General features: G+C 56.8%; 17 protein-coding genes. 5 read left to right on the top strand and 12 right to left on the bottom strand.

Going from position 1 to position 19,827, the window contains the following annotated elements:
• Positions 1-518: 518 nt before the first annotated feature.
• The 5 genes from E8A46_RS00335 to E8A46_RS00315 form a co-directional block, all read right to left on the bottom strand.
• On the bottom strand, positions 519-1,391 hold the full coding sequence (locus E8A46_RS00335; RefSeq protein WP_291556000.1) for a branched-chain amino acid ABC transporter permease: 873 nt from the start codon (positions 1,389-1,391) through the stop codon (positions 519-521).
• 16 nt (positions 1,392-1,407) lie between these two features.
• Positions 1,408-2,331 (bottom strand): branched-chain amino acid ABC transporter permease, encoded by a 924-nt coding sequence (locus E8A46_RS00330; RefSeq protein WP_291555998.1) that lies wholly within the window; start codon positions 2,329-2,331, stop codon positions 1,408-1,410.
• Positions 2,332-2,402: 71 nt separating this feature from the next.
• The gene (locus E8A46_RS00325) at positions 2,403-3,119 is read right to left on the bottom strand and encodes an ABC transporter ATP-binding protein (RefSeq protein ID WP_291555996.1); all 717 of its coding nucleotides are present in this window, start codon (positions 3,117-3,119) and stop codon (positions 2,403-2,405) included.
• Positions 3,109-3,936, bottom strand: a complete 828-nt coding sequence (locus E8A46_RS00320; RefSeq protein ID WP_291555994.1) for an ATP-binding cassette domain-containing protein — start codon at positions 3,934-3,936, stop codon at positions 3,109-3,111. The genes E8A46_RS00325 and E8A46_RS00320 overlap by 11 nt, the downstream gene beginning before the upstream one ends.
• Positions 3,937-4,003: 67 nt before the next feature.
• A complete protein-coding gene (locus E8A46_RS00315) occupies positions 4,004-5,257 on the bottom strand; it encodes an ABC transporter substrate-binding protein (RefSeq protein ID WP_291555992.1) in 1,254 nt (417 codons plus the stop codon).
• Positions 5,258-5,846: 589 nt separating this feature from the next.
• On the opposite strand from E8A46_RS00315, the gene E8A46_RS00310 reads away from it, so the two are divergent.
• Complete coding sequence (locus E8A46_RS00310) at positions 5,847-6,608, top strand: TetR/AcrR family transcriptional regulator (protein WP_291556004.1); 762 nt, start codon at positions 5,847-5,849, stop codon at positions 6,606-6,608.
• A gap of 5 nt (positions 6,609-6,613) precedes the next feature.
• On the opposite strand, the gene E8A46_RS00305 is transcribed toward E8A46_RS00310, so the two are convergent.
• The 4 genes from E8A46_RS00305 to E8A46_RS00290 form a co-directional block, all read right to left on the bottom strand.
• The gene (locus E8A46_RS00305) at positions 6,614-7,603 is read right to left on the bottom strand and encodes a C-terminal binding protein (RefSeq protein ID WP_291555990.1); all 990 of its coding nucleotides are present in this window, start codon (positions 7,601-7,603) and stop codon (positions 6,614-6,616) included.
• Between the two features lie 81 nt (positions 7,604-7,684).
• Positions 7,685-8,671, bottom strand: coding sequence for a D-glycerate dehydrogenase (locus E8A46_RS00300; protein ID WP_291555988.1), 987 nt, complete (start codon positions 8,669-8,671; stop codon positions 7,685-7,687).
• Positions 8,671-9,978, bottom strand: coding sequence for a PEP/pyruvate-binding domain-containing protein (locus E8A46_RS00295; RefSeq protein ID WP_291555987.1), 1,308 nt, complete (start codon positions 9,976-9,978; stop codon positions 8,671-8,673). Before E8A46_RS00295 ends, E8A46_RS00300 begins: the two co-directional genes overlap by 1 nt.
• Positions 9,979-10,098: 120 nt before the next feature.
• Positions 10,099-11,364 (bottom strand): Xaa-Pro peptidase family protein, encoded by a 1,266-nt coding sequence (locus tag E8A46_RS00290; protein WP_291555985.1) that lies wholly within the window; start codon positions 11,362-11,364, stop codon positions 10,099-10,101.
• A gap of 273 nt (positions 11,365-11,637) precedes the next feature.
• Here E8A46_RS00290 and E8A46_RS00285 point away from each other — a divergent pair, with 273 nt between their 5' ends.
• Together E8A46_RS00285 and E8A46_RS00280 are read left to right on the top strand one after the other, a co-directional pair.
• Complete coding sequence (locus tag E8A46_RS00285) at positions 11,638-11,814, top strand: hypothetical protein (protein ID WP_291555984.1); 177 nt, start codon at positions 11,638-11,640, stop codon at positions 11,812-11,814.
• Positions 11,815-12,289: 475 nt separating this feature from the next.
• On the top strand, positions 12,290-13,045 hold the full coding sequence (locus tag E8A46_RS00280) for an ABC transporter ATP-binding protein (RefSeq protein ID WP_291555982.1): 756 nt from the start codon (positions 12,290-12,292) through the stop codon (positions 13,043-13,045).
• A 509-nt stretch (positions 13,046-13,554) separates the two neighbouring features.
• Here the strand turns inward: E8A46_RS00280 and mdoH are convergent.
• The 3 genes from mdoH to E8A46_RS00265 are packed head-to-tail and all read right to left on the bottom strand — an operon-like array spanning position 13,555 to position 17,665.
• Positions 13,555-15,705: a glucans biosynthesis glucosyltransferase MdoH gene (gene mdoH / locus E8A46_RS00275; protein WP_291555980.1), complete on the bottom strand. Its 2,151-nt coding sequence runs from the start codon at positions 15,703-15,705 to the stop codon at positions 13,555-13,557.
• Positions 15,693-17,204 carry a glucan biosynthesis protein G gene (locus E8A46_RS00270; protein WP_291556002.1) on the bottom strand — a complete coding sequence of 504 codons (1,512 nt, stop codon included), beginning with the start codon at positions 17,202-17,204 and terminating at the stop codon, positions 15,693-15,695. The genes mdoH and E8A46_RS00270 overlap by 13 nt, the downstream gene beginning before the upstream one ends.
• Before the next feature lie 44 nt (positions 17,205-17,248).
• A complete protein-coding gene (locus tag E8A46_RS00265; protein WP_291555978.1) occupies positions 17,249-17,665 on the bottom strand; it encodes a hypothetical protein in 417 nt (138 codons plus the stop codon).
• A 30-nt stretch (positions 17,666-17,695) separates the two neighbouring features.
• Here E8A46_RS00265 and E8A46_RS00260 point away from each other — a divergent pair, with 30 nt between their 5' ends.
• Both E8A46_RS00260 and E8A46_RS00255 read left to right on the top strand, forming a co-directional pair.
• Positions 17,696-17,893: a hypothetical protein gene (locus tag E8A46_RS00260; RefSeq protein ID WP_291555976.1), complete on the top strand. Its 198-nt coding sequence runs from the start codon at positions 17,696-17,698 to the stop codon at positions 17,891-17,893.
• A 1,416-nt stretch (positions 17,894-19,309) separates the two neighbouring features.
• Positions 19,310-19,627 carry a hypothetical protein gene (locus tag E8A46_RS00255; protein WP_291555975.1) on the top strand — a complete coding sequence of 106 codons (318 nt, stop codon included), beginning with the start codon at positions 19,310-19,312 and terminating at the stop codon, positions 19,625-19,627.
• The last annotated feature ends 200 nt before the right edge of the window (positions 19,628-19,827 follow it).

Here is a 19,827-nt window from a genome sequence, read left to right as displayed (position 1 = left end):
ATGGCGAGGCCAGGACGGCCAGAACGAAACAGAGCAAACCGATCATTCGGCCAGCTTAGGTGATTCCATCACGGCATCAACTCGAATAAGGTTTTCGGTACACACAGGGCCACATTGTCACCGGCAACGTTACCACCAAGGCACCGATTACGGGCCCTGCGCGCTCAACGGCGGTCGAAGCGGCAACGACGGTGAAAGCGGTCAAAATCAGCTTCAGCATCGGCGGAAGCCAAAACATCATGCTCAACGTTATGGTGTGCATCAAAATAGGCCCGTTTGGTTTGGGCGGAATTTGCGAACGCGGCTCAATAAGCGTCGTCAATCCAAACTGTCGCGATCTCCAGCGTTGCCGTGTTCAACCCAATCAGTCGATGCTCCGTGAGGTTTTCCGGCCGTGAGAGCCGAGACTGATGCCGTTCGGGCACGGACTGCGTGCGCGCCTCGAGGCGACACAGCGAGCAGCTTTTTTGAAACGTCGCTAAGCGTACCTTTGGTCGGTCAGTTTTCCTCACGAAGCCCTATCGTTTATACAAAGGGCTACCGTACAGGCCGGTCGGTCTTATAAGCAGCACCAGCAGCATCATGACGAACGGAGCCATTTGTGCCATGGGCGCGTAGATGATCGAGCCCAGCGAGACCACCTGCCCGACAATGAGCGCTGAGATCAGTGTGCCCTTGATGCTTCCTAGGCCGCCGATGATGACGATCATGAAGACGAACGCCATCGTCTCGAGCCCCATCATCGGGTCCACCATGATCAACGGCGCATGCAAGCCTCCACCTAAACCAGACAGCGCGCCCGCGATGACGAATGTGATTGTGAACAGGCGCGATACATTGATGCCCAGCCCTTCCACATGCTCCACACTTTCGATAGCGGCCCGAATCGCTTTGCCAACGATCGTTCGGTGTAAAAACAGCCAGATGCCGGCGTAAACGCCCATCGCAAAGCCGATGACGATCAGGCGGTAGACGGGAACCGCCGTTCCGAAAATGTTGGCTTGGATCAATGTGGGAGCTTCAACCGGACGCGGCACGACGCCCCAGAAGAACTTGATTATGCCTATCCCGCCGATCAATAGTCCGAACGACGTGATCATGCTGAACGTGGGATCGCGCGCGTAGATCCGCAAAAAAATAAACCGTTCGACAATGAAACTCATCAGTCCAGCGACGGCCGTCCCAGCCGCCACGCCACACCAAAAACTGCCTGTGGCGAGACCTACGGTATAGGCCATATAGGCCCCGAACGAATAATAGAGCAGCTGATCCAGACTAATGATCCGCATCAGGCCGAAGCATAACGAGAGCCCGATGGCCAGCAGGAAGTAGATGCTGCCCAGACTCAGGCCGAATATCACCCCGGAAATCAACAGCTGAGCGTCAATCATGGGTTCTTATCGCCTCTCATTTATCCGTATTGCGGCTTCTTGGAGAAACGACTCGCGTCAGGATGGGCTCCAATGTGCCCCAAATTCCCTTGTCGGCGACCAGCATGATGAACACCAGCAAGAATCCGATGAACAATTCCCAGTTGCCGATCAGTTTGCTGATTACGTCTTTCATGCCGGTGTAGGCGATGGCGCCGACAACTGGTCCAAAGAGCGTCCCCACCCCACCGAGCAGCGTGACGATGATCGGATCGGCGGCCCGCGACGGACTGCCCATTTCCGGACTCACAAAACCAAGGTAGACCGCATACATCGCTCCCGCCAAAGCGGTCGTAGTATTGGCGATGACAAATCCGAGAAAACGAATGCTGAAATTGCTATAACCGATAAATTGCAGCTTATCTTCATTCAGCTTGGTCGCGAGACAACAAGAACCGTAAATCGTGCCGTCAAGATATTTGTAAAACGCGAAAACAAAAGCCGTAACGATGATCCCAAATGCCAAAAACTGGGCCGGAATGGTCAGATCGAGCACTGGCGTCGAGGTCATCTGCGTCATAAACCACAGCCCGTTATCGCCCTGCGTGATGGAGACTAGAACTTTCTCAGTCAGATAAAAAACCACCACCGCAAGCGCGAGATTGACCATGGCGAAATAGTCGCTGCGCAGCCGGACGAAGAACGGGCCGATGAGAAGGGACCCGATCAGCCCGCCAAGGACGCCGAACAAAATGCCGACAAGTGGATTGGAGCCGAAGTAGAAGAGATAGAACGCCGTGGAATACGCCCCGATCGCCAGATAGGCCGGCTGACCGAATGAAATGTAACCGAGGCGGCCGATCATAAAATTGCAGCCGACCACGTAGATTGTGAAAATCACCACCTCGTTCATAAAGGGCAGCGGCAATACGAGCGACAACCCGCACAACAAGGCGATCATCAGCGCTATTCCTCGCCACCACGCGAACGTGTCTAACATACGAATACGTTCCCCATCTGGTTATGCGGCACTCATAGGTATTGCTCACAAGCATCAAACGTTATCGAGTCCTTATCGGAGAATTCGGCGACCACACGCCCGTCCCTGATCGCATAGACCCTATCGGCGATAGCGCAGACCAAGGGTAGGTTTTGCTCAATAATCAACAGGGCGGTCTTCTTTGCGAGTTCCTTGAAGACGTTCCGCAGATGGGTCACGATGCCCGGCGCGAGTCCCTCGGTCGGCTCGTCGATCAGCAGAACCTTCGGGCTGCCCAATGTCGCGCGGCCGATCATAAGCATCTGGCGTTCGCCGCCGCTCATGAAGCCGGCCTTGCGATCCATATGTTGTTTCAGTTTCGGGAAATATTCGAACACCCGGTCCCAATTGTGATCATTCGTGGCGTAGCTTGCCAATTCGAGATTTTCCCGAACGGTCAGGTCGTAGAAAACTTTTTTGTCCTGCGGGACATATCTGACGCCAAATTTGGCGATGTCGTACGGTTTCATACCAACGAGATTCTTGTTATTTGCAAAGACCGAGCCGGCGGTCGGATTCAGAAAGCCGGAGATGCTTCGCAGAAGAGACGTTTTGCCGGCGCCGTTGCGACCAACGCAGGCAACGATTTGTCCCGGCTTGACGCTCACTTCTATGTCGAACAGTACCTTCGCTTCGCCATACGAGGCGCTCAAGCCCGTAACCTTCAGTATCTCCTGATTGCTGGTCGTTGCGCCGGCGTTAGTGGTCATGGAGGATGTCCTGGTCGTCGTCTTCCTCTGGCGTATCGATTTGCCAATAGCTCTTGCGCACTTCCGGATGTCGCAGACACTCCTCGTAACCGCCGTCGGCAATGATCCTGCCTTCGTGCATCACGATCAGTCGCTCCAGGAAATCCTTTACATGCGAGATCTTGTGCTCGACGATCAAGATCGTCTGTTTGCCGACCTGCTTGCGCAGGACATCGAGAACCCCTTTTATTTCAGGCTCTGCGAGGCCTGCCAGGGGTTCGTCGAGCAGCAGAACCTCGGGTTTTGCAATAACCGCCATGGCGATTTCCATTCGGCGCTTTTCACCAAGGCTGAGATGCGTGACCAACCTGTCTGATAGGGCTCGGAGATTGAATTGATCCAAAGCGGCGTGAATATTTTCGTCGTCGCGATATCTCTTGCGCGTGCTGAAGAAGAGATTCAGCAGCGACGAATTTCGATGCGCTCTGAAGAACGATAGTACCAGATTGTCCGTTACGCTGAGATTGTCGAACGTCGAAGTCAGCTGGAAGGTGCGCATCATTCCCAACGACACCCGCTGTTGCGGCGTCAAATTGGTGATATCCTGCCCTTTGTAGAAAATCTTTCCCTCGGTCGGAAAGTAATAGCCCGTCAGGAGATTAAAGAAACTCGTTTTACCCGCGCCGTTCGATCCGAGAATTCCCGCGACCTCGTGTTGGCGAAGCTGATAATCGACCCGGTCGACAGCAACGACAGGTCCAAAGCGTTTGGTTACGCCCTCGGCTCTCAGAATGACAGGACGCGGATCTGAATTCACAATCGGGTCGCCTTGTCTCATGATGCGTCCCGACGAACCGATGCCATCTTCATCGGGACGTCTCGAGTTCATTGGAACGTATCGGGCTTCAGTAGCCGAGCGATTTTAGCGAGGGCAGAACTGATTCACCGTTTTGCGCACCAAGGGAGCCCTTGACGGCAAAGAGATCCCATTCGTCTCTTCGCTCAGAAGGCGATTTTCCCTTCACCAGGAAGGCCGCGTACTTATATTCGGCGACATGATCTTCGCGCCATCTGGAGGGTCCCTTGACCGTGCTGAATTCGCCATTGTTCGCCATCAGCGCCGACGTCACTTTTGCAGGGTCGAAGGACTTGGCCGCCTCGAAGCCGCGAAACATTTCCATGTAGGCGGTATAGGCGATCACCGCATATGAATCCGGCGGCACGCCGTATTTCGCGCGGTAGAGATCGGTGAATTCCTTGGCGCTCTTCACCACGTCCTGGTCGGCAAAGCCGGTCAGGTCGTAGTAGAAGTAGTGCATCGCATAGACGCCATCGAGCGCTTCCGGGGAAACGCCTTTAGCAACCACGTTCGTCATGAACGCGCTGAAAATGGTCATTTCCTTGTTGAGTCCCATTTGCTGTACCTGCTTCAGCAGAGCTACGGCGTCGCCGCCGAATTGGGACCCGATGAAAACATCCGGTTTTGCCGCGCGGACCTTCTGCAAGGTGGCCGTGTAATCGCCTGTTCCGAGCGAAACCTCGTCATAGCCGACGATTTCGGCGCCGAGTTCCTTGGCTGCGGCGGTGACGCCGTCCCTCATATCCCAGCCCCAGCTATCGGTGCGGGCCAGAAAGAAGATGCGCTTCTTGCCGAGGTCCTTGATGGCGGCCTTGCCGGCCATATATCCAACCGTCCAGGGGCTGTATGCGGTCGAGAATGTCGACCCCGCGAGCTTGCCCTTCATGTATGCGTCTTTCGACATGACGCATGTCGGGAAATACGGCATCGGATCTTTGGCGACCACGGAGTTGATGGCATACGCCAGCGGCGCCCAGGTTTGTCCGCCGACGCCTTTGACGCCTTCGGACGCCAGGTACCGGTAACGTCGAACGCCTACGTCCAATTTCGCTTCATCGTCCTCGACGACGCCTTCGACCTGAACCTTGCCCCAGGGCATGCTGAGGCCGCCCTTCCTGTTGATGGTCTCGACCGCCAGCAGCGCGCCGTCCCTCTGGGTTTCGGCAACTGCGGCAAAGGTTCCGGTCAGCGGCAGCAGAATTCCCACCTTGATTTTGGTCGGCTCGTCCGCGCGAACGGCGGACTGACCCAAGACGCCACAAATTATGAGCGCCGCAGCCAAAGCGAATAGCTTTTTCATTGTCTCCTCCATTCATCTTTTTTTCACCTCGTTGAAACCGGGTGAATTCATTCGGAATGAGACACACAACTTCCAATTGAACGTCTCGCGGAATCCGAGCGGCGGACGGCGTCGTGCTTTTATTGATCGTTTGATCACTATCGGACTCCGGATGTTAATGCAAGCGGCAATTCAGTAAGGAATTTCCACATTCACCGTGCCAGGGAACAATCAACCGCTTTTCCGCCCTCCGTTGAGGAGCGGTCTCACGACCGCGACCAATTCAAACAACTCCTCGAGGGAGCGGCCAGGACGCGGAACGCCGGCGATGTACGGATGAATCGAGACCGCCATCACGCGGGGCTTGATCGGCTGATAGCGCCGCCATGACGCCCAACCCGACGACGCCAACATTTTGTGGCATGCAGGGCGCCGCTATTTTCGTCGCTTTATCGATTGAGACACGATATAGTGGTCATTTGATAAATACGAGCACTTCGATGCTTCGACCGAAGTTACGCGGCCTTCCTGCCATCCGGCGGCTGGAAATTTATCGCGCGACTTGATATCGGTCTGCCATCTCAACGCAAGGACACGGGAATTGCGCTTAGTGACTTCGCAAAATGCTGCGGCCAAGAAAAAAACGGCTGCCCGCAGGGTCCGCGCACCGCGAATGGATTCGGGCGAGCGCAAGAGAATGATCGTCGAAAAAGCGATCGAGTATTTTGCCAAGAATGGCTTCGAGGGCAGCACGCGGGATCTAGCTCGCGAGATCGGCGTAGCACAATCGCTCGTTTATCGTTACTTTCCCAAGAAGGAATTATTACTCGATCAAGTTTATGAAGAAGTATACCTCGCGCGATGGAACCCGCTTTGGGAATCTGATTTGCGTAATAGAGACGTGCCATTCGAGGCTCGCCTGAAAAAATACTACTTGGATTATGCGCAGAACGTGCTCAGGAACGACTGGGTGCGCATTCTGATTTTCGCCGGGCTGAAGCAGGAAGGGATAAACGACCGATTATTCAAATTGCTGCACGACAGCATCTTTACAACTGTCATAACAGAATTCCATCACGCTTTTCCGAGCCCGACGTCAATCGATCGGGATAAAGATAAAAGAGAGCTTGAGCTTGAGCTGGTCTGGTCGCTGCATGCCTCTATTTTTTATATCAGCATGCGCAAATGGGTCTATAAAACAAAGATTCCCAGCAAGATCAATTCGGTGATCGAAGTCCTCGTCGAAGGTTTTATCGAGAGCCTGAAACACTTGAACCGCGGCGGCGTCCCGCTCGATCAGGCGGCTAAGAGCCACGCCGATCTCCCGAAAAGAAACAGCTTCAAACTAGCCTCGCAATTGGCGAGGAGCTGAAGCTATCACAGTCCTGCGCGGGTTTTGCCTCTTACCGTCGGATTGACCACGTTTACCGGCCATTCGCCTGACAGCACGCGCCGAACCTCGTTCGGTGCGCCGGCCCGTAGTCCCGCCATCGCTTGTTCGCTGTACCAAGCGGCGTGTGGGTTGATGATCACGTTGTCGCGGCCGCGCAGAGGATGGGGGTTTGGCAGAGGCTCGGGATCGGTGGTGTCGAGCGCGCAGCCGGCGATCGATTTCGCATCGAGCGCCCTGATCAGCGCCTCGCTGTCCACGACGGGACCGCGCGCGCAATTGATGAGGAATGCCGTCTTTTTCATCTTCGAAAACGCGGCATCATCCATCATCTTGCGGGTATTCGCCGTCAGCGGAGGATGCAGCGAAACGTAATCCGCCTCGCGGAGCAGCTCGTCGAATTCCACTTTCGTTCCGGGCACGTCAAACTGTCCCTGCTTGATGAAGGGGTCGAAATAAAGCACGCGCATGCCGAAGGCCGCCGCCCTCGTCGCGACCAGTCTCGCAATGTTGCCGAAGCCTACGAGACCGAGCGTGCTGCCGGACATGCGGAAGATGGGCTTGCCCGGCGGAAGCTCCCAGCGGCCGTTACGAACCAGCCTGTCGAAGACAACAATTTTGCGGGCACAGGCGAGCAGCAACGCCAACGCATCTTCGGCGACTTCCTCGATGCAATAGCTCGGATTATTCGTGACGATGATTCCCGCAGCCGTCGCCGCTTCGAGGTCGATAGTGTCTACGCCGATACCATAGCGCGCGATGATCTTGCACTTCGGCATCTTCGCGATCACCTCGCTTGAGATCGGCCCCGCATAGGTGTTTAGCAGAGCGTCGCAATCAGCCGCCTGCACCACGAATTCCTCAGGCGTTTTCGTCTGCAGGGGCGTCAGGCACGCCAAGCCATCGAGAATTTTGCGCTCAACATCCAGGGATTCCCAGACATAGTCGGTGATGACTACTTTGGCCGCTACACTCATTTTTTCCTCTTTTCAAGCTAAGGAGCGACTGTAGGACCCGCGTTGGATCGACCGCTTAGGCTGTCGTGTCGGGCAATGCGTCTAGGCCGTAGCGTAGATTTCCGAATTCCAGCAATTGGGCGGACGCTGGTCCTTCAGGATCGCCATTATGTTGTCCACCACGACATGCGCCATCGATTCCCGAAGCGAGACGACGGCGCTGCCGAGGTGGGGTGTCAAAACGGTGTTGGGCATTTTTAGCAATGCAGGCGTGGCGCGCGGTTCGTTCTCAAACACGTCGAGCCCCGCGCCGGCTAGGCGCCGCTCGGCGAGCGCTTCAACGAGCGCAGCCTCGTCCACGATCCCGCCCCTCGAGGTGTTGATGAGGAACGCCGTCGGCTTCATCAGGCCCAATTCCCGGGCGCCGATCTGGTGGACGGTTTCCGGCCGAAGCGGGGAATGCAAGGATACGAAATCGGCATCGGCGAGAAGTTGATCGAGACCGACATAGCTAAGACCGGATTCTTGCTCGTCGGCTTCGGCAAGCCGGCGCGGCCCCCAATAGAGAACTCGCATTCCGAATCCGCGGGCCCGCCGCGCCACCGCGCGACCAATGCGTCCGCCGCCGCCGACCAGACCAATGGTTTTTCCGTACACCATCGCGGCTTCGAGATACGACGACTGGGCGCCCGGGAAGATTCCTTGGCGCACCAGACGATCGCCTTCGACGACGCGGCGGGCCACCGCCAGCAGCAGCGCCCAGTTGATGTCGGCGGTCGCTTCGGTAACCATCGCCGGGATGACGGTGACCGGAATATGGCGCGCGGTCGCTGCGCCGACGTCGATGTCGGAGGGAGTGATCTTCATCGACGCAATGGCGCGAAGGTTAGGATTGGCGGCGATTACCCTGTGATCGACCTTGTCGTGAAGAAGACAGAACAGGATGTCGTTGTTCGCGGCCGCCGCACAAAGCGCATCGTTGTCCATAATGCGCAAGGGATCGGAGTTCAGGTCGACTTCGGCGACATCAGCCAGACGTTCGATCGCGGTTCGCGCAACGGGTTGGGTGATGAAAATGCGCGGACGCATCAGTTCATCCAACGCACGATGCCGGCGACGCCGTCGACGGCGGTATGCTTGCCATTGGGTATGCGCTGGGTGGCATTGTGCACGCCGAGCACCATCGGGATGCCGCGTTCGCGCGCCAGCGAGGCCAGATGCGACGTACTGCCGCCGAGTTCGGCGACAACGCCGGCGACACGCGGAAGAATGCGGCTCAGCGCCGGCCCAGCGACCTTGGTCACGAGAATGTCGCCCGGACCGACGCGCGACAATTCGCATTCGCAACTGACGACACAAGCCCGGCCGGTCCCCCAACCGATGCCGGCGGGCTGGCCATTGAGTTTCGGGTGACGCAGCCAGATCTCATCAGGTACCTGAGCAGGCCCGATGTGGAGCGGGCGGGACTGAAGCAGCCTGATTCCGCTATCGCCGAGCGCCCACTCGATTTCGACCGGCGCCCCCATCAGATCCGCGGCCTTGCGCAGATAACCGCCCAGTTCGATGACCTGCGCGTCTGTCAGGCACATCTCGGAGACGACATCGCCCCGCAGCGGCCTGGTTTCCACGGACCGGTAGCGAAGCTTGTGATGCTGGCAGCCGTCGCTGCGATTCTTTCTTCCGGCTTCGCTGCTCGACATCTGTCCGCCGGCAGTCAGCACGTAGCGATCGGGCACAACCTCACCTTGAGCGATGGCCGTGCCAAGCCCCCATGTCGCGTTTATCAGCATATCGCCGTCGCCAGTCTGGCTCAGGCCACCGCCGGAAACGCGCGCGGCCACAAGCGGCTGAACCAGGACGCCCATCGCGGTGTCCGCCGGGCTCGCGCCGTGATTCTGCATGTAACGCAGCACGCGCGGCGCCCAGAGCGCCGCCCAGCAGGCTCGCACAGCGGTCAGAAAATCCTCTTCGTTGTCGAGACCGAGGTAACTCTCGAACTGGCCGGCAAAACTCGATCCGAACCTGTCTTCGACGAGCGAGGAGGAGCGAACGGCAAGAGGCGCTCCGCCCGACCGCTCGATAATCGCCTGCCGCGCCGCCATCAGTGGCTCGAAAATCTCGGAAATAATCGGCCGCGACAACAGCGCCAGTCTGGTTTCGATGGCGTGCCGGCGCGCCGCCATGATTTCTTCATCGCTATCGCCGCCGCGCGGCACCGCACCCAATCCGAACGATGCCAGTTGGCGACGGTAAGCACCTGAGTCGATGCAAAATCCATCGGGAATAGGTAAACCGGCGCGACCGAGCGCTGCCAGGTTGCCGGCCTTCGGCCCAACCCGATCGACATCCAATGCGGCCAGATCCGTCGTCGGAAAAATAAACTGTTCCATAGACATCTTTCACACTTCTGTTCGCTCTGCCAGAAGAAGACTAGCAGCGAACGAAGGTATCGCGCTCCCGGCCCACTGTCCCGGATCACGCGTGGCGACCCGGGACACTGGCTATTGGTGACGTTGCTATTTCAGAAACTTGGAGTAGCCCGGCACCGGGTCGACCACGGTAATTTGTTCGACCGGGAAACCCGAAATGAGCTCGATCCGATCCTCATGGACGATCAGCATTTCCTCGATCCGTACACCCCACTCGAATTTCTTGCCGTGCTGGGTTTCGAGCGCGAACACCATCCCGGGCCGGATCTCGACCGGGAAATCAAGTGACCAGATGCGCGAAATAACCGGCGTGTCGTACTGCGCGAGACCGAGGCCGTGACCCCACAAATTCGCGGCGGCCTGATCTTCGTCCTCGTAGCCCCATGTCTCCATGGCGGATGGCCATTTGGAAGCGATGTCGCGGGTGGTAACGCCCACCTTCACCGTCTCGATGGCGTCGTACAGCCACTTGAGGGCTGTCGCATAGACGTCCTTCTGCTCCTGGGTCGGCTCCCGGCCGACGCAATAGGTGCGGTAGTAACAGGACTTGTAACCGTTCCAGGTCAGCGCGGCCAAATCGATGAAGACGATATCTCCGGGCTTGATGATGCGATCGGAGAAATTGCGCCAGTTCGGCCAGGTATTGGGGCCGGACGAGACGATGACGTCCTCGACGTCCTCGATGCCCGGGATGTTGTAGAGAAATTCCATGATGTGCGCGGTGACCTGATTTTCGGTCAAGCCGGGCCGGAGAAATTTCATGCATTCCCAATGCGCCGCGTCGCCGATGGCGCCGACCATTCGCATGCATTCCTGCTCGTCGACGTTCTTGATCGCGCGCGCTTCCATCATCGGGGTCATGCCGTCGACCCATTCGATGCCTTCGTCCTTGAAGACCTGAACCATGTTGATGTCGACGAAGTCAACGCCGAGTTTCATTCCGGAAACGTTGCTCTTTTTCATCTGCTCCTTGATGCCCTTGGTGAACTTGGTCACCTGCATGATGGAGGCGGGGCCGGCGGCGCCTTTGATCCAGGGGAACGCGTGCTTGACGTTTTCCTTCGGAATCCAGGGGCTGTGACGTTCGAGTTGGAAGCCGACGTCGCCCTGTTCGAACATCACAGGCGCATCATCGCCGCACAACAGCGCGTAGCGCAGGCCGGGCTTGAGTTTGCACCAGCCGGGCGTGAGAGTGGCGGTGACGTAACGAATGTTTTCGTCATACATCAGCAGCATGGCCCCGAGGCCATGAGCTTTCATCCGTTCGCGGGCCCGCTCCAGCCGATATGTTCGCATCCTGTCCCAGTTGATGCGCTGTTGCCAATCCATTCCAACCGCGCCGAAGTTTGCCATTAGTCGACCCTCTCATAAGACCCGGCTCTAACCGGAAGTGCGTTTCCCGGCTCACGTTAATGATCATTTGATCACTTTGTCAAGGCGCACGGCGACGGTGCGTCTGTTATCTTTCGTTTCAGGTTTGCGCGTCATTCGCAACGCGCCGGCGATGTGCCCACCGATTTTCTCAAGCGGATAAGCACGCCGTCGCTGCCTTGAATTATCTACGTTGCTCATTCACGGACCGAGGCGGAGCCCAATCAAATTAAAGCGTTCCGTGCCAGCTCAATCATGCCACTTCCTCGTCGTGCCGGTGGAACGGGCTGCCCGACCCCGCTGTTTACGCTGACGCAGCCCGCCGACACGGAAGCGATGGGGCTTGGCGTCCAGGAAATCGCGGCGGTGTTCGAGGTTTTGAAGAAAACCATCGTCACCGATCCCAAATCCGGTACTCGGAAGCGGGAATAGGGGCGTCTTCAAATCAATCAATCTGAGATTGCAATGACCGGAGCCCGAAGACACGCGCGCTTTTGATAACCGCACTGCACCAAAGGCTTCTGTGGATTTCGGGCGGTCCCGCCGCCCGCGGCTTCCCACAAACTCGGCAGTCAGGTTGGCGGCGTAGTTATCACTTGATCATTTACAGCTTCCGTCCGATAAATCACTCAAATCAAAAAAACAGACGCTGATGTTGAGTTGCAGCGTGCAAGGGAGGGTCTAATGACGATATCGCGACGACAATTTGTCTCAGGCGTTGCCGACGCAGGCATCGCCAGCATGGCGGCACCCAATCTCGTCTTTGCCCAGAATAGTGATCCTCGGCGTATATCGAGCGCTGGAACATGCTACTGGGGCTGGTGTTGCTGTTCATCGTTCTGGTGATGCCGACAGGTATCGTTCCTGGCTTAAGCAAGCTGGCGACGGCGCTGCGCAGGGGACCGCGATGACCCCGCTCGCATGCGACTATGCCCTTGAGGTCGTCAACCTGAACAAGGCGTTCGACGGCCTTACGGTCACGCAAAATGTATCTCTCGCGATAAGGCCGGGCGAGCGCCGTCTGATCATCGGTCCGAACGGCGCCGGCAAGACCACGCTGTTCAACCAGATCAGCGGCGACATGCGGCCGACTTCAGGACAGGTCAAGCTGTTCGGCACCGACGTTACGCTATTTGCACCCTACAAACGCGCGCATTTGGGACTGTCGCGAACCTACCAGATCATTACGCTGTTTTCAGGCGATACGCTCGAGCACAACGTCACGCTCGGCCTGCTCGGTTTGCGCTCCTCGCGCTGGCAGATGTGGCGGCCATTGTCGTTTTACGGCGATATCGCGACCGAGGCCCGCAGGACCCTCGATGCCGTCGGACTTCTGCATCTGGCTCAACATCCGGTGTCCGATATCGCCTATGGCGAGAAACGCCGGGTTGAGCTGGCGATGGCGCTGGCGCAAAAGCCGCGCGTGCTGCTGCTCGATGAACCGCTGGCGGGCCTCTCCAATACCGAGCGGTCCCAGGTCAAGTCGCTGATCGCCTCGATCCCGAGGGAAACCACCGTCATCATGATCGAACATGACATGGATACCGCGCTCGACCTTGCCGAGACCGTGACGCTGTTGAATTACGGTCGCGTCATCGTCGACGGCCAGCGCGATGCCGTGATCGCAGACGAGCGAACGCGCGAGTTGTACCTTGGCGCCTGACGCACTCAGTCTGACGAATGTGCATACGTTTTATGGCGACAGCCATAGCCTGCACGGCGTAAGCTTTTCACTGCAGCAGGGCGGCGAGCTGGCGGTGCTGGGGTCATGGATGGACGCCGAAAGGGGTCCAGCGCCGCTTCACAGGCATACAGTCATCCAGCAATAAGCAGCAGGTATTTGCCCTTTTGTGGCGGCAGCGTTCTCGCAACCGCATCCGGGAAGCATCCATGCTGACCTAACGCTAGTTCGATCGCGTGCTGCACGAGGTCGCTGTGCTGGGCCAAGCAATATTCTGAGCGAAGCGGTCGATACAATTTTGTTCAAGTCGGTCGATGACCGCTTCGCGCCAGGAGCAGTCGGTCGCGAGTACGTACGTTCTTGGGAGAGCCAGACTGCTCAGCCGGTTAAAATGATACGCTCACATAGAGCGACGCGGAGGGCGGGGTGGAGGAGGAATCCCGGTGGTCCGGGCAAGCACCCACACATGGTTGGAGCCGCTTGAGCTTCCCTCACCCGTTACCGCGCGGCATAGCGCACACGGCCCGCAGTATCGTTGGCGAGTTGAGAACCGCGAATGTCTCGCGCGCCGTCAGATAACCCAGCGCCTCGTCGAATGTCTCCGCGTCCTCGATCTTCGCCCGCGCAATCGCCAGATGTGGGTCGATCTGGCCGCGCTCGCGACGTTTGTCACCGGGCAAGTTCGAGAGATGGTTTTCCAGCAATTGGCGATCATCGTGGAGTTCGAGTAGCGGAGACGACCGAACTTCATTGGAGACGTTTGCCAGTTCGTTTGCACGAACTAGGACCAGAGGGGGAGCGGATTGCTCCGGGGTGCAGAACAATCTGGAATTATGGTTGGAAACCCTTGCCGACAGTATCGCAATCGGAACGCAAAGCAGCAGTCCGATAATGACCGGTGCCATCCAGAGCAGCAAAGACGCAGATACCGCGTAGGCGCTGCCGGCCATCGCTACGCCGAAAAAGGTCGGCAGGGCGTATTTGCGCATCAGTTCATCGCGAGGCAGTTCGCCATCGTCTCGGCGCTGAACCTGCCAACCGGCGTCGCGTCCCAACAGGATTTCCCCGACCGCGACCGATTGGAAGACCATCATCACGGGTGCAATCAACCCTGACAAAAGTGTTTCGATGATGAGGCCCGCAAAAACCAGCAGGCTTCCGCCGAATAGCTTCCGGTTTCGGGTTTGCGTTCCGAGCAGAATGAAGGCGAGTATTTTGGGCACGATCAGAAGACCCATCGTGCCGACAAAGACCCATGCCGCGAGGATTGGATCCTGCGCCGGCCATTTTGGAAACAGGGAAAAGCCCTTCGGGAAATATTCCGGCCGGACGAATTTCGCCTGCAACGAGATCAGGATTCCGAAAACCAGAAATAAAAGCCAGAGCGGTGCCGTGAGATATGAGCCAATCCCCATAAGCAGATGAAGCCGCGATACCCAATGCAGCCCGCGCGCTGGCAGCACCGCGAGATGTTGAAGGTTGCCCTGGCACCAGCGGCGGTCGCGGGCGGCGAAATCCAAAAGCGACGGCGGGCACTCCTCGAAGCTGCCTCCCAAAGCAGGCGCCATCCTGATCGCCCACCCTCCTCGCCGCATTAGCGCGGCTTCCACAAAATCGTGACTGAGAATATGCCCACCAAAGGGTTTGCTGCCCTTCAGGTCGGGAAGGCCGGCGTCCTGCGCAAACGCGCGCAGTCGAATGATGGCGTTGTGGCCCCAATAATTGCCTTCGGTGCCATGCCACCAGGCAATGCCTGCAGCGATCAGCGGACCATACAGCCGTCCGGAAAATTGCTGCAATCTGGCGAACAGCGTTTTCGCATTTACGACAACAGGTAACGTTTGGATCAGAGCGACGCCTGGATGCGCCTCCATCGCGGACACGAGCCGCACGATGGTATCCTCGGTCATCAGGCTGTCGGCATCCAGCACGATCATATGATCATAGGCGGCTCCGAACCGCTTGATCCAGTCTTCGATATTACCGGATTTCCGGGCGGTATTTTCGGGGCGATGACGATAGAAAACGTTGCCGGTCCCGAGGTCCTCCCGGAGCCGCAGAAAGCATTTCTCTTCTGCAATCCAAACGGAAGGGTCGGTTGTATCGCTCAACACAAACCAGTCGAAGCTCGCACCATAGCCTCTCTGCTCGACCGATTCGCACATCGCCTGAAGCCGGGCCATGATCTGATAAGGGTCCTCGTTATAGGTGGGCAACAGCATCGCATTTCGGCTTTCGATCAACGGAAGTGGCGCGTCGGGATCGATACCGAGCGGATCCTTTATCCGGAACAGCAGCACGGCAAAACCGGCCAGCGCCGACATGAACGAGAAGGCAATCCAGGCGAACAGCAGCGCGAATAGAACGAGCACCATCCATTCGAGGATCGTAACGCCGCCGACCTGAAGCACTTGGTACATTTCGTAGCAACCGGCGGACGTCATTAACGCAGTGCCCACGAAGATGCAGGCACGCCGAAAGCCTACTACCGGCGCCAGCGCAGGTCTCCCTTCGCCCTTGCGTGGCTGAGCCCCTCGCAATTGCTGTTTGGACATCGCCAACGGCGATTCCGGCGGGAGAAATTGCCCGTGCAGCCTGCGGCGAGGCAATTCGAGATCGGGATCCTGTCTCAGGGTGTCCATCGATAAACCCACACCTCCGATATGGCATCATTGCCCTGCATCAGGGATGCGCGAAGTTCGATCGGCGTCTTCTCTTTGACGGAAGCCTCAAAGCTCAATCGCCAGCCCCCGATCGCCGGGTTTGGCTGGATGACGATGTTTTTGATTTCGGCTTTTTCCGCGGTAACGTTGCCATGTATGGTTTTGGGATCTATCGACTTCAGCCGGTCGCCGGTCAGATCGAGAACGAATATTTTGATGCCTTCGCCCCGGGCGCCGACGCCAGTTCGGACAAATCGAACGAGGGAAGTGGCCTTGGGGTTATCTGGTCCCCAATGCAGACGATAAGTGTAGGTATGCTCGCCCTTGGCCTGCAGCGGATTCTTCGGCAGCCAGAAGCCGGCGACGTTATCGTGAATCTCTTCCTTGGTCGGGATTTCGATCAGCTGAACCGATCCCTCCCCCCAGTCCCCGATCGGCTCAGCCCACAGGCTTGGGCGTCTCTCAAAACCAGACTCGATATCCTCATATTCGAGAAAATTCTTTTGCCTCTGCATCAGGCCGAACCCGCGAGGATTGAGATCGGAAAAGCTACTGATCTGCAGATCCCCGGGATTGCTGAGCGGACGCCATAGCTCCTCGCCACGACCGTTGTAGATCCCCATCCCGTCGGAATCATGCACGGCGGGACGGAAGTCGTCGACATTGATCCGGTCGTTAGGCCCGAAGAAGAACATGCTTGTCATCGGCGCAAGGCCGGCGTGATCGAGGTCGACACGCGGATAAATTGCCATTTCGACGTCGAACACCGTGATGTCGCCAGGCCGTATCGTGAAGCGATAGGCTGCTGTCGTGCTTTCGCTGTCAAGCAAGGCGTGCACGACAATAGAATTGGCGTTCACCGCAGGCTTTTCGATCCAGAAAGTCTTGAACGAAGGAAATTCTTCGCCTTTGGCCTCACCGGTGTTGATCGCCAATCCGCGCGCCGATAGGCCGTATATTTCGCCTTTGGCGACCGCGCGAAAATAACTTGCACCAAGGAAGACGCACACCTCGTCGTAATAGTCCGGCCTATTAATCGGTGCGTGAATCCGAAAACCGGCAAAGCCCAAATCGGCCTGGGGATCGGGCAGCGGGTTGTTCCCGAAGGAAAACTCGTCTGGGCGATATGGAATTTTGGTCGCCTGGCCATTTGCGACTTCATAGATGTCTACGCGCGGCGCATAGAAGAATCCGCGATGGAAGAATTGCACTTCGAAGGGCAGTTTTTCGCCCCGCCAAAGCGCATGTTCGGCCAGGAACCGGATCTGCCGATAATGGTCGTAGTCCAAGTTCTTCAAATTGTTCGGCAAGTTGGTATCGGGCGCCTTGTACGGCTTGCTGGCTGCATCGCGGGCCAATTGCCGGACGATCGAGCGATCAAACGGCGTCGCCTGCGCACGCGCAGGAGTAAAGAGCCCGCCGGCCGCGGAGGCGAGCGGCAATGAGGCTGCGGCCTGCAAGAAGTGGCGACGGTTCATCCAACGCATGGTGATCACCAAGGCTGTGTGTAAGTGTTAGGAGCTCAAACTTGTTCTACTAACAGAGGTCCATTGAAACGAGTTGCTGATTCAATCGTCCAACCCTCGTCCACCAACTCTGCCTCCGAAAGAGCCATAAGACGATCGCATTCTTCTAAAGGTAGCTCTTTTGGAAAAACTGCAGTTTCTTGGGACCCATCCAGGAGTTGATGCTCCTCGAACTCAAATTCTTCAAAGATATTGACACCCTCGTCTTGATTGTAACCGCTGAAATCCGGCAATTGGTCAACGATAATCCAACCCGAGCGATAGACCGTCAGGTGTTCGATTTTAAGATCGCCCTTTTTCCAAATATCAATTTCTACAACAGACTGACTAATTGCGGGGCTGATTTTCCACGCCGTCTTCTCTGTAGGCGAGCGAAAAATAGCAATTCCTACACAATTCAACTTGATCTGCATCAAACGTATCGTCCGAATGAGAAGATCGGCGTGCATTTTGTTCAGATGGATATCCGCGGCAAGACCCCGGTTAGGATCACCGGCCTAGCGAAAGACGGCAAAATCGAAACGGTCACCGGGCTCTTTCAAACGGTTCAGTTCGGACAGACTGCCTTCGAGGGCTATCCCGTGCGAGTGAATATGCTGCCGAGCCCCAGTAATCCCTTGATACTCGCCAATTCAAACTAGGCCACTGCTGATTTCAAAGTAGGCCACTGAGGGTCAGACTCGGACCTCGGGGCGCGTTAAAGCTAGGTCCGTTCATCCCCTCAACAACGGACATTCGGCGACTACTGCGGCATGTCCCGGAAAGTGCCAGGATGCGACATCGTCCGCAGAGGCCGCCAACTGACGCCGCTAAAAGAAAAGCCACCCGAAAGCCTCGTCGCCAATCGCTCTGAAGATGCAGGCCGTCGTTTACCCGATCAAGGACAAGCGCACGAAGCTCCGCGTTGCGATGCGGTCTATCAAGAGCTAGAGAGGCAGGGCGTCAATGGCCCGGATGGATAGCATCGTTGAGCGGACATTTCTAATTCTCTCCCCGCAATCGAGCGCGAGCGCCGCGATAGTTGATCCGGCTTGCCCACGACAATAAAGCGCCGCCAACTGTCTTCACAAGGTTCACGTTCGGATCAAGCCCGATGCCACGTCCACAATTCTTCGCTAAGCGGACTAGGTGCACACGAAGCTCCTAGTCAGCTCATGATGACCCATCCCCTGACATCGAGCAGCTTCTTAAATGATTGTGTTCGCCGGGCGCTCACGTTGACTCAGATCAATTCCACTGTCTCAACTAGCATCTATTTTTCAATATGATTAGTTCGGTTTGCTTTGATGTCCACGTCCCTCGGAAGACGCTGAGCCTTCCAATTCCATAGGAGCAAAAAGATGGGGCTGATTCTATTTTTTGTTGTTCTGATTCTCCTTTTCGGTGGTGGTGGCTTCTATGCTGGTCCTCCATTCCATTACTACGGCGGGGGCCTTAGCCTGATACTCGTGATCGTCCTTTTGGTCATTCTGTTCAGGCGCTGATTCTTCGCACCCTCACGAGAGGACTTCTGGTTGTAGGCACAAGACTCTTGTGCCCCCACCCAGTCTGGAGTGCATTCATGCCCGCTTCTCCCCGAGCCCCCACCTTATTCCGTGATCGCCTGATGGAAGCACCATGCACGAAGTGCGGCGCGAAAATGACGCTTGCTCGCATCGAGCCAGACAAGCCAGGCTACGATCTGCGAACATTCGAATGCACAAAGTGCAATAACGTCGATCAGTACATAGTTGAATACGAAACATCTTCGCCGTGGGTGCTGGTCGTCAGGGGCAATTAGCCCGCCTCAGTAGGCGGCCTCTTTATCGCGCAGAAAGAAATGCGAGGGCAAGCACGACAAGCCACCCTGTAATGACCAACGCGGCCACTGCACTGGCGGTTATCTTAGCTTTCTCTTTTGTGGTGTAACCGCGCATTCAACGCCTCACGGTCACCATCACCGGCATGATCTTTACTGGGGCCGCAAGAAAAGGTGTATAATTGTGGTTACTAGTCCAGCAATCATAGCGGTTTTCTCGGTCGGTGGGTTCGTCCTGATCTTCGCGTTATGCGCGGCAATGTTTATTAAACTATATAGTCCGCGCCTCTCTTTCGTCCAAGCATTGCTGATCGCAGGATGGTCAATCTTTGTCTCAACCGTTCTGCTAATCGTTTTTACGGTCGTCAAGCCCGATTTGAAACCAGCGCCGGTCATCGACGGCTTGTCGGCGTTAATATTGTTTTGTCTCAGCGGCGTGTTGATCACGTGGCAGGCTCGTAAGTACGGCGTTGAAAAATCGGGTTGGTTAGGCGTTGGCGGCAAAGCGATGCTGTCAGTTTTCGTGCTGAGCTCGCTTTTTTTCGGGGCGTATCTTGTGGTCCACAATTTAACTTAGTCGAGCTTCGCCAAAGCGAGCGATAGACCTGAAGCCACCACGCGAACCGTACGGCGGGCCCCACTTCCGGTATTGATGCTGTGGACGGCTCCTCCACCGGCACATCGGTGCCATGGATGTGGGCGCTGTTGAGGCTCCCACGATTCAGAGGAGCGAGCCATGCAGATGATAACGACAATCGGTTTAGACATCGCCAAGTC

This window comes from Bradyrhizobium sp., from assembly GCF_004799445.1.
Lineage (GTDB): Bacteria > Pseudomonadota > Alphaproteobacteria > Rhizobiales > Xanthobacteraceae > Bradyrhizobium.
This window is presented reverse-complemented; position numbering and strand designations above follow the sequence as displayed.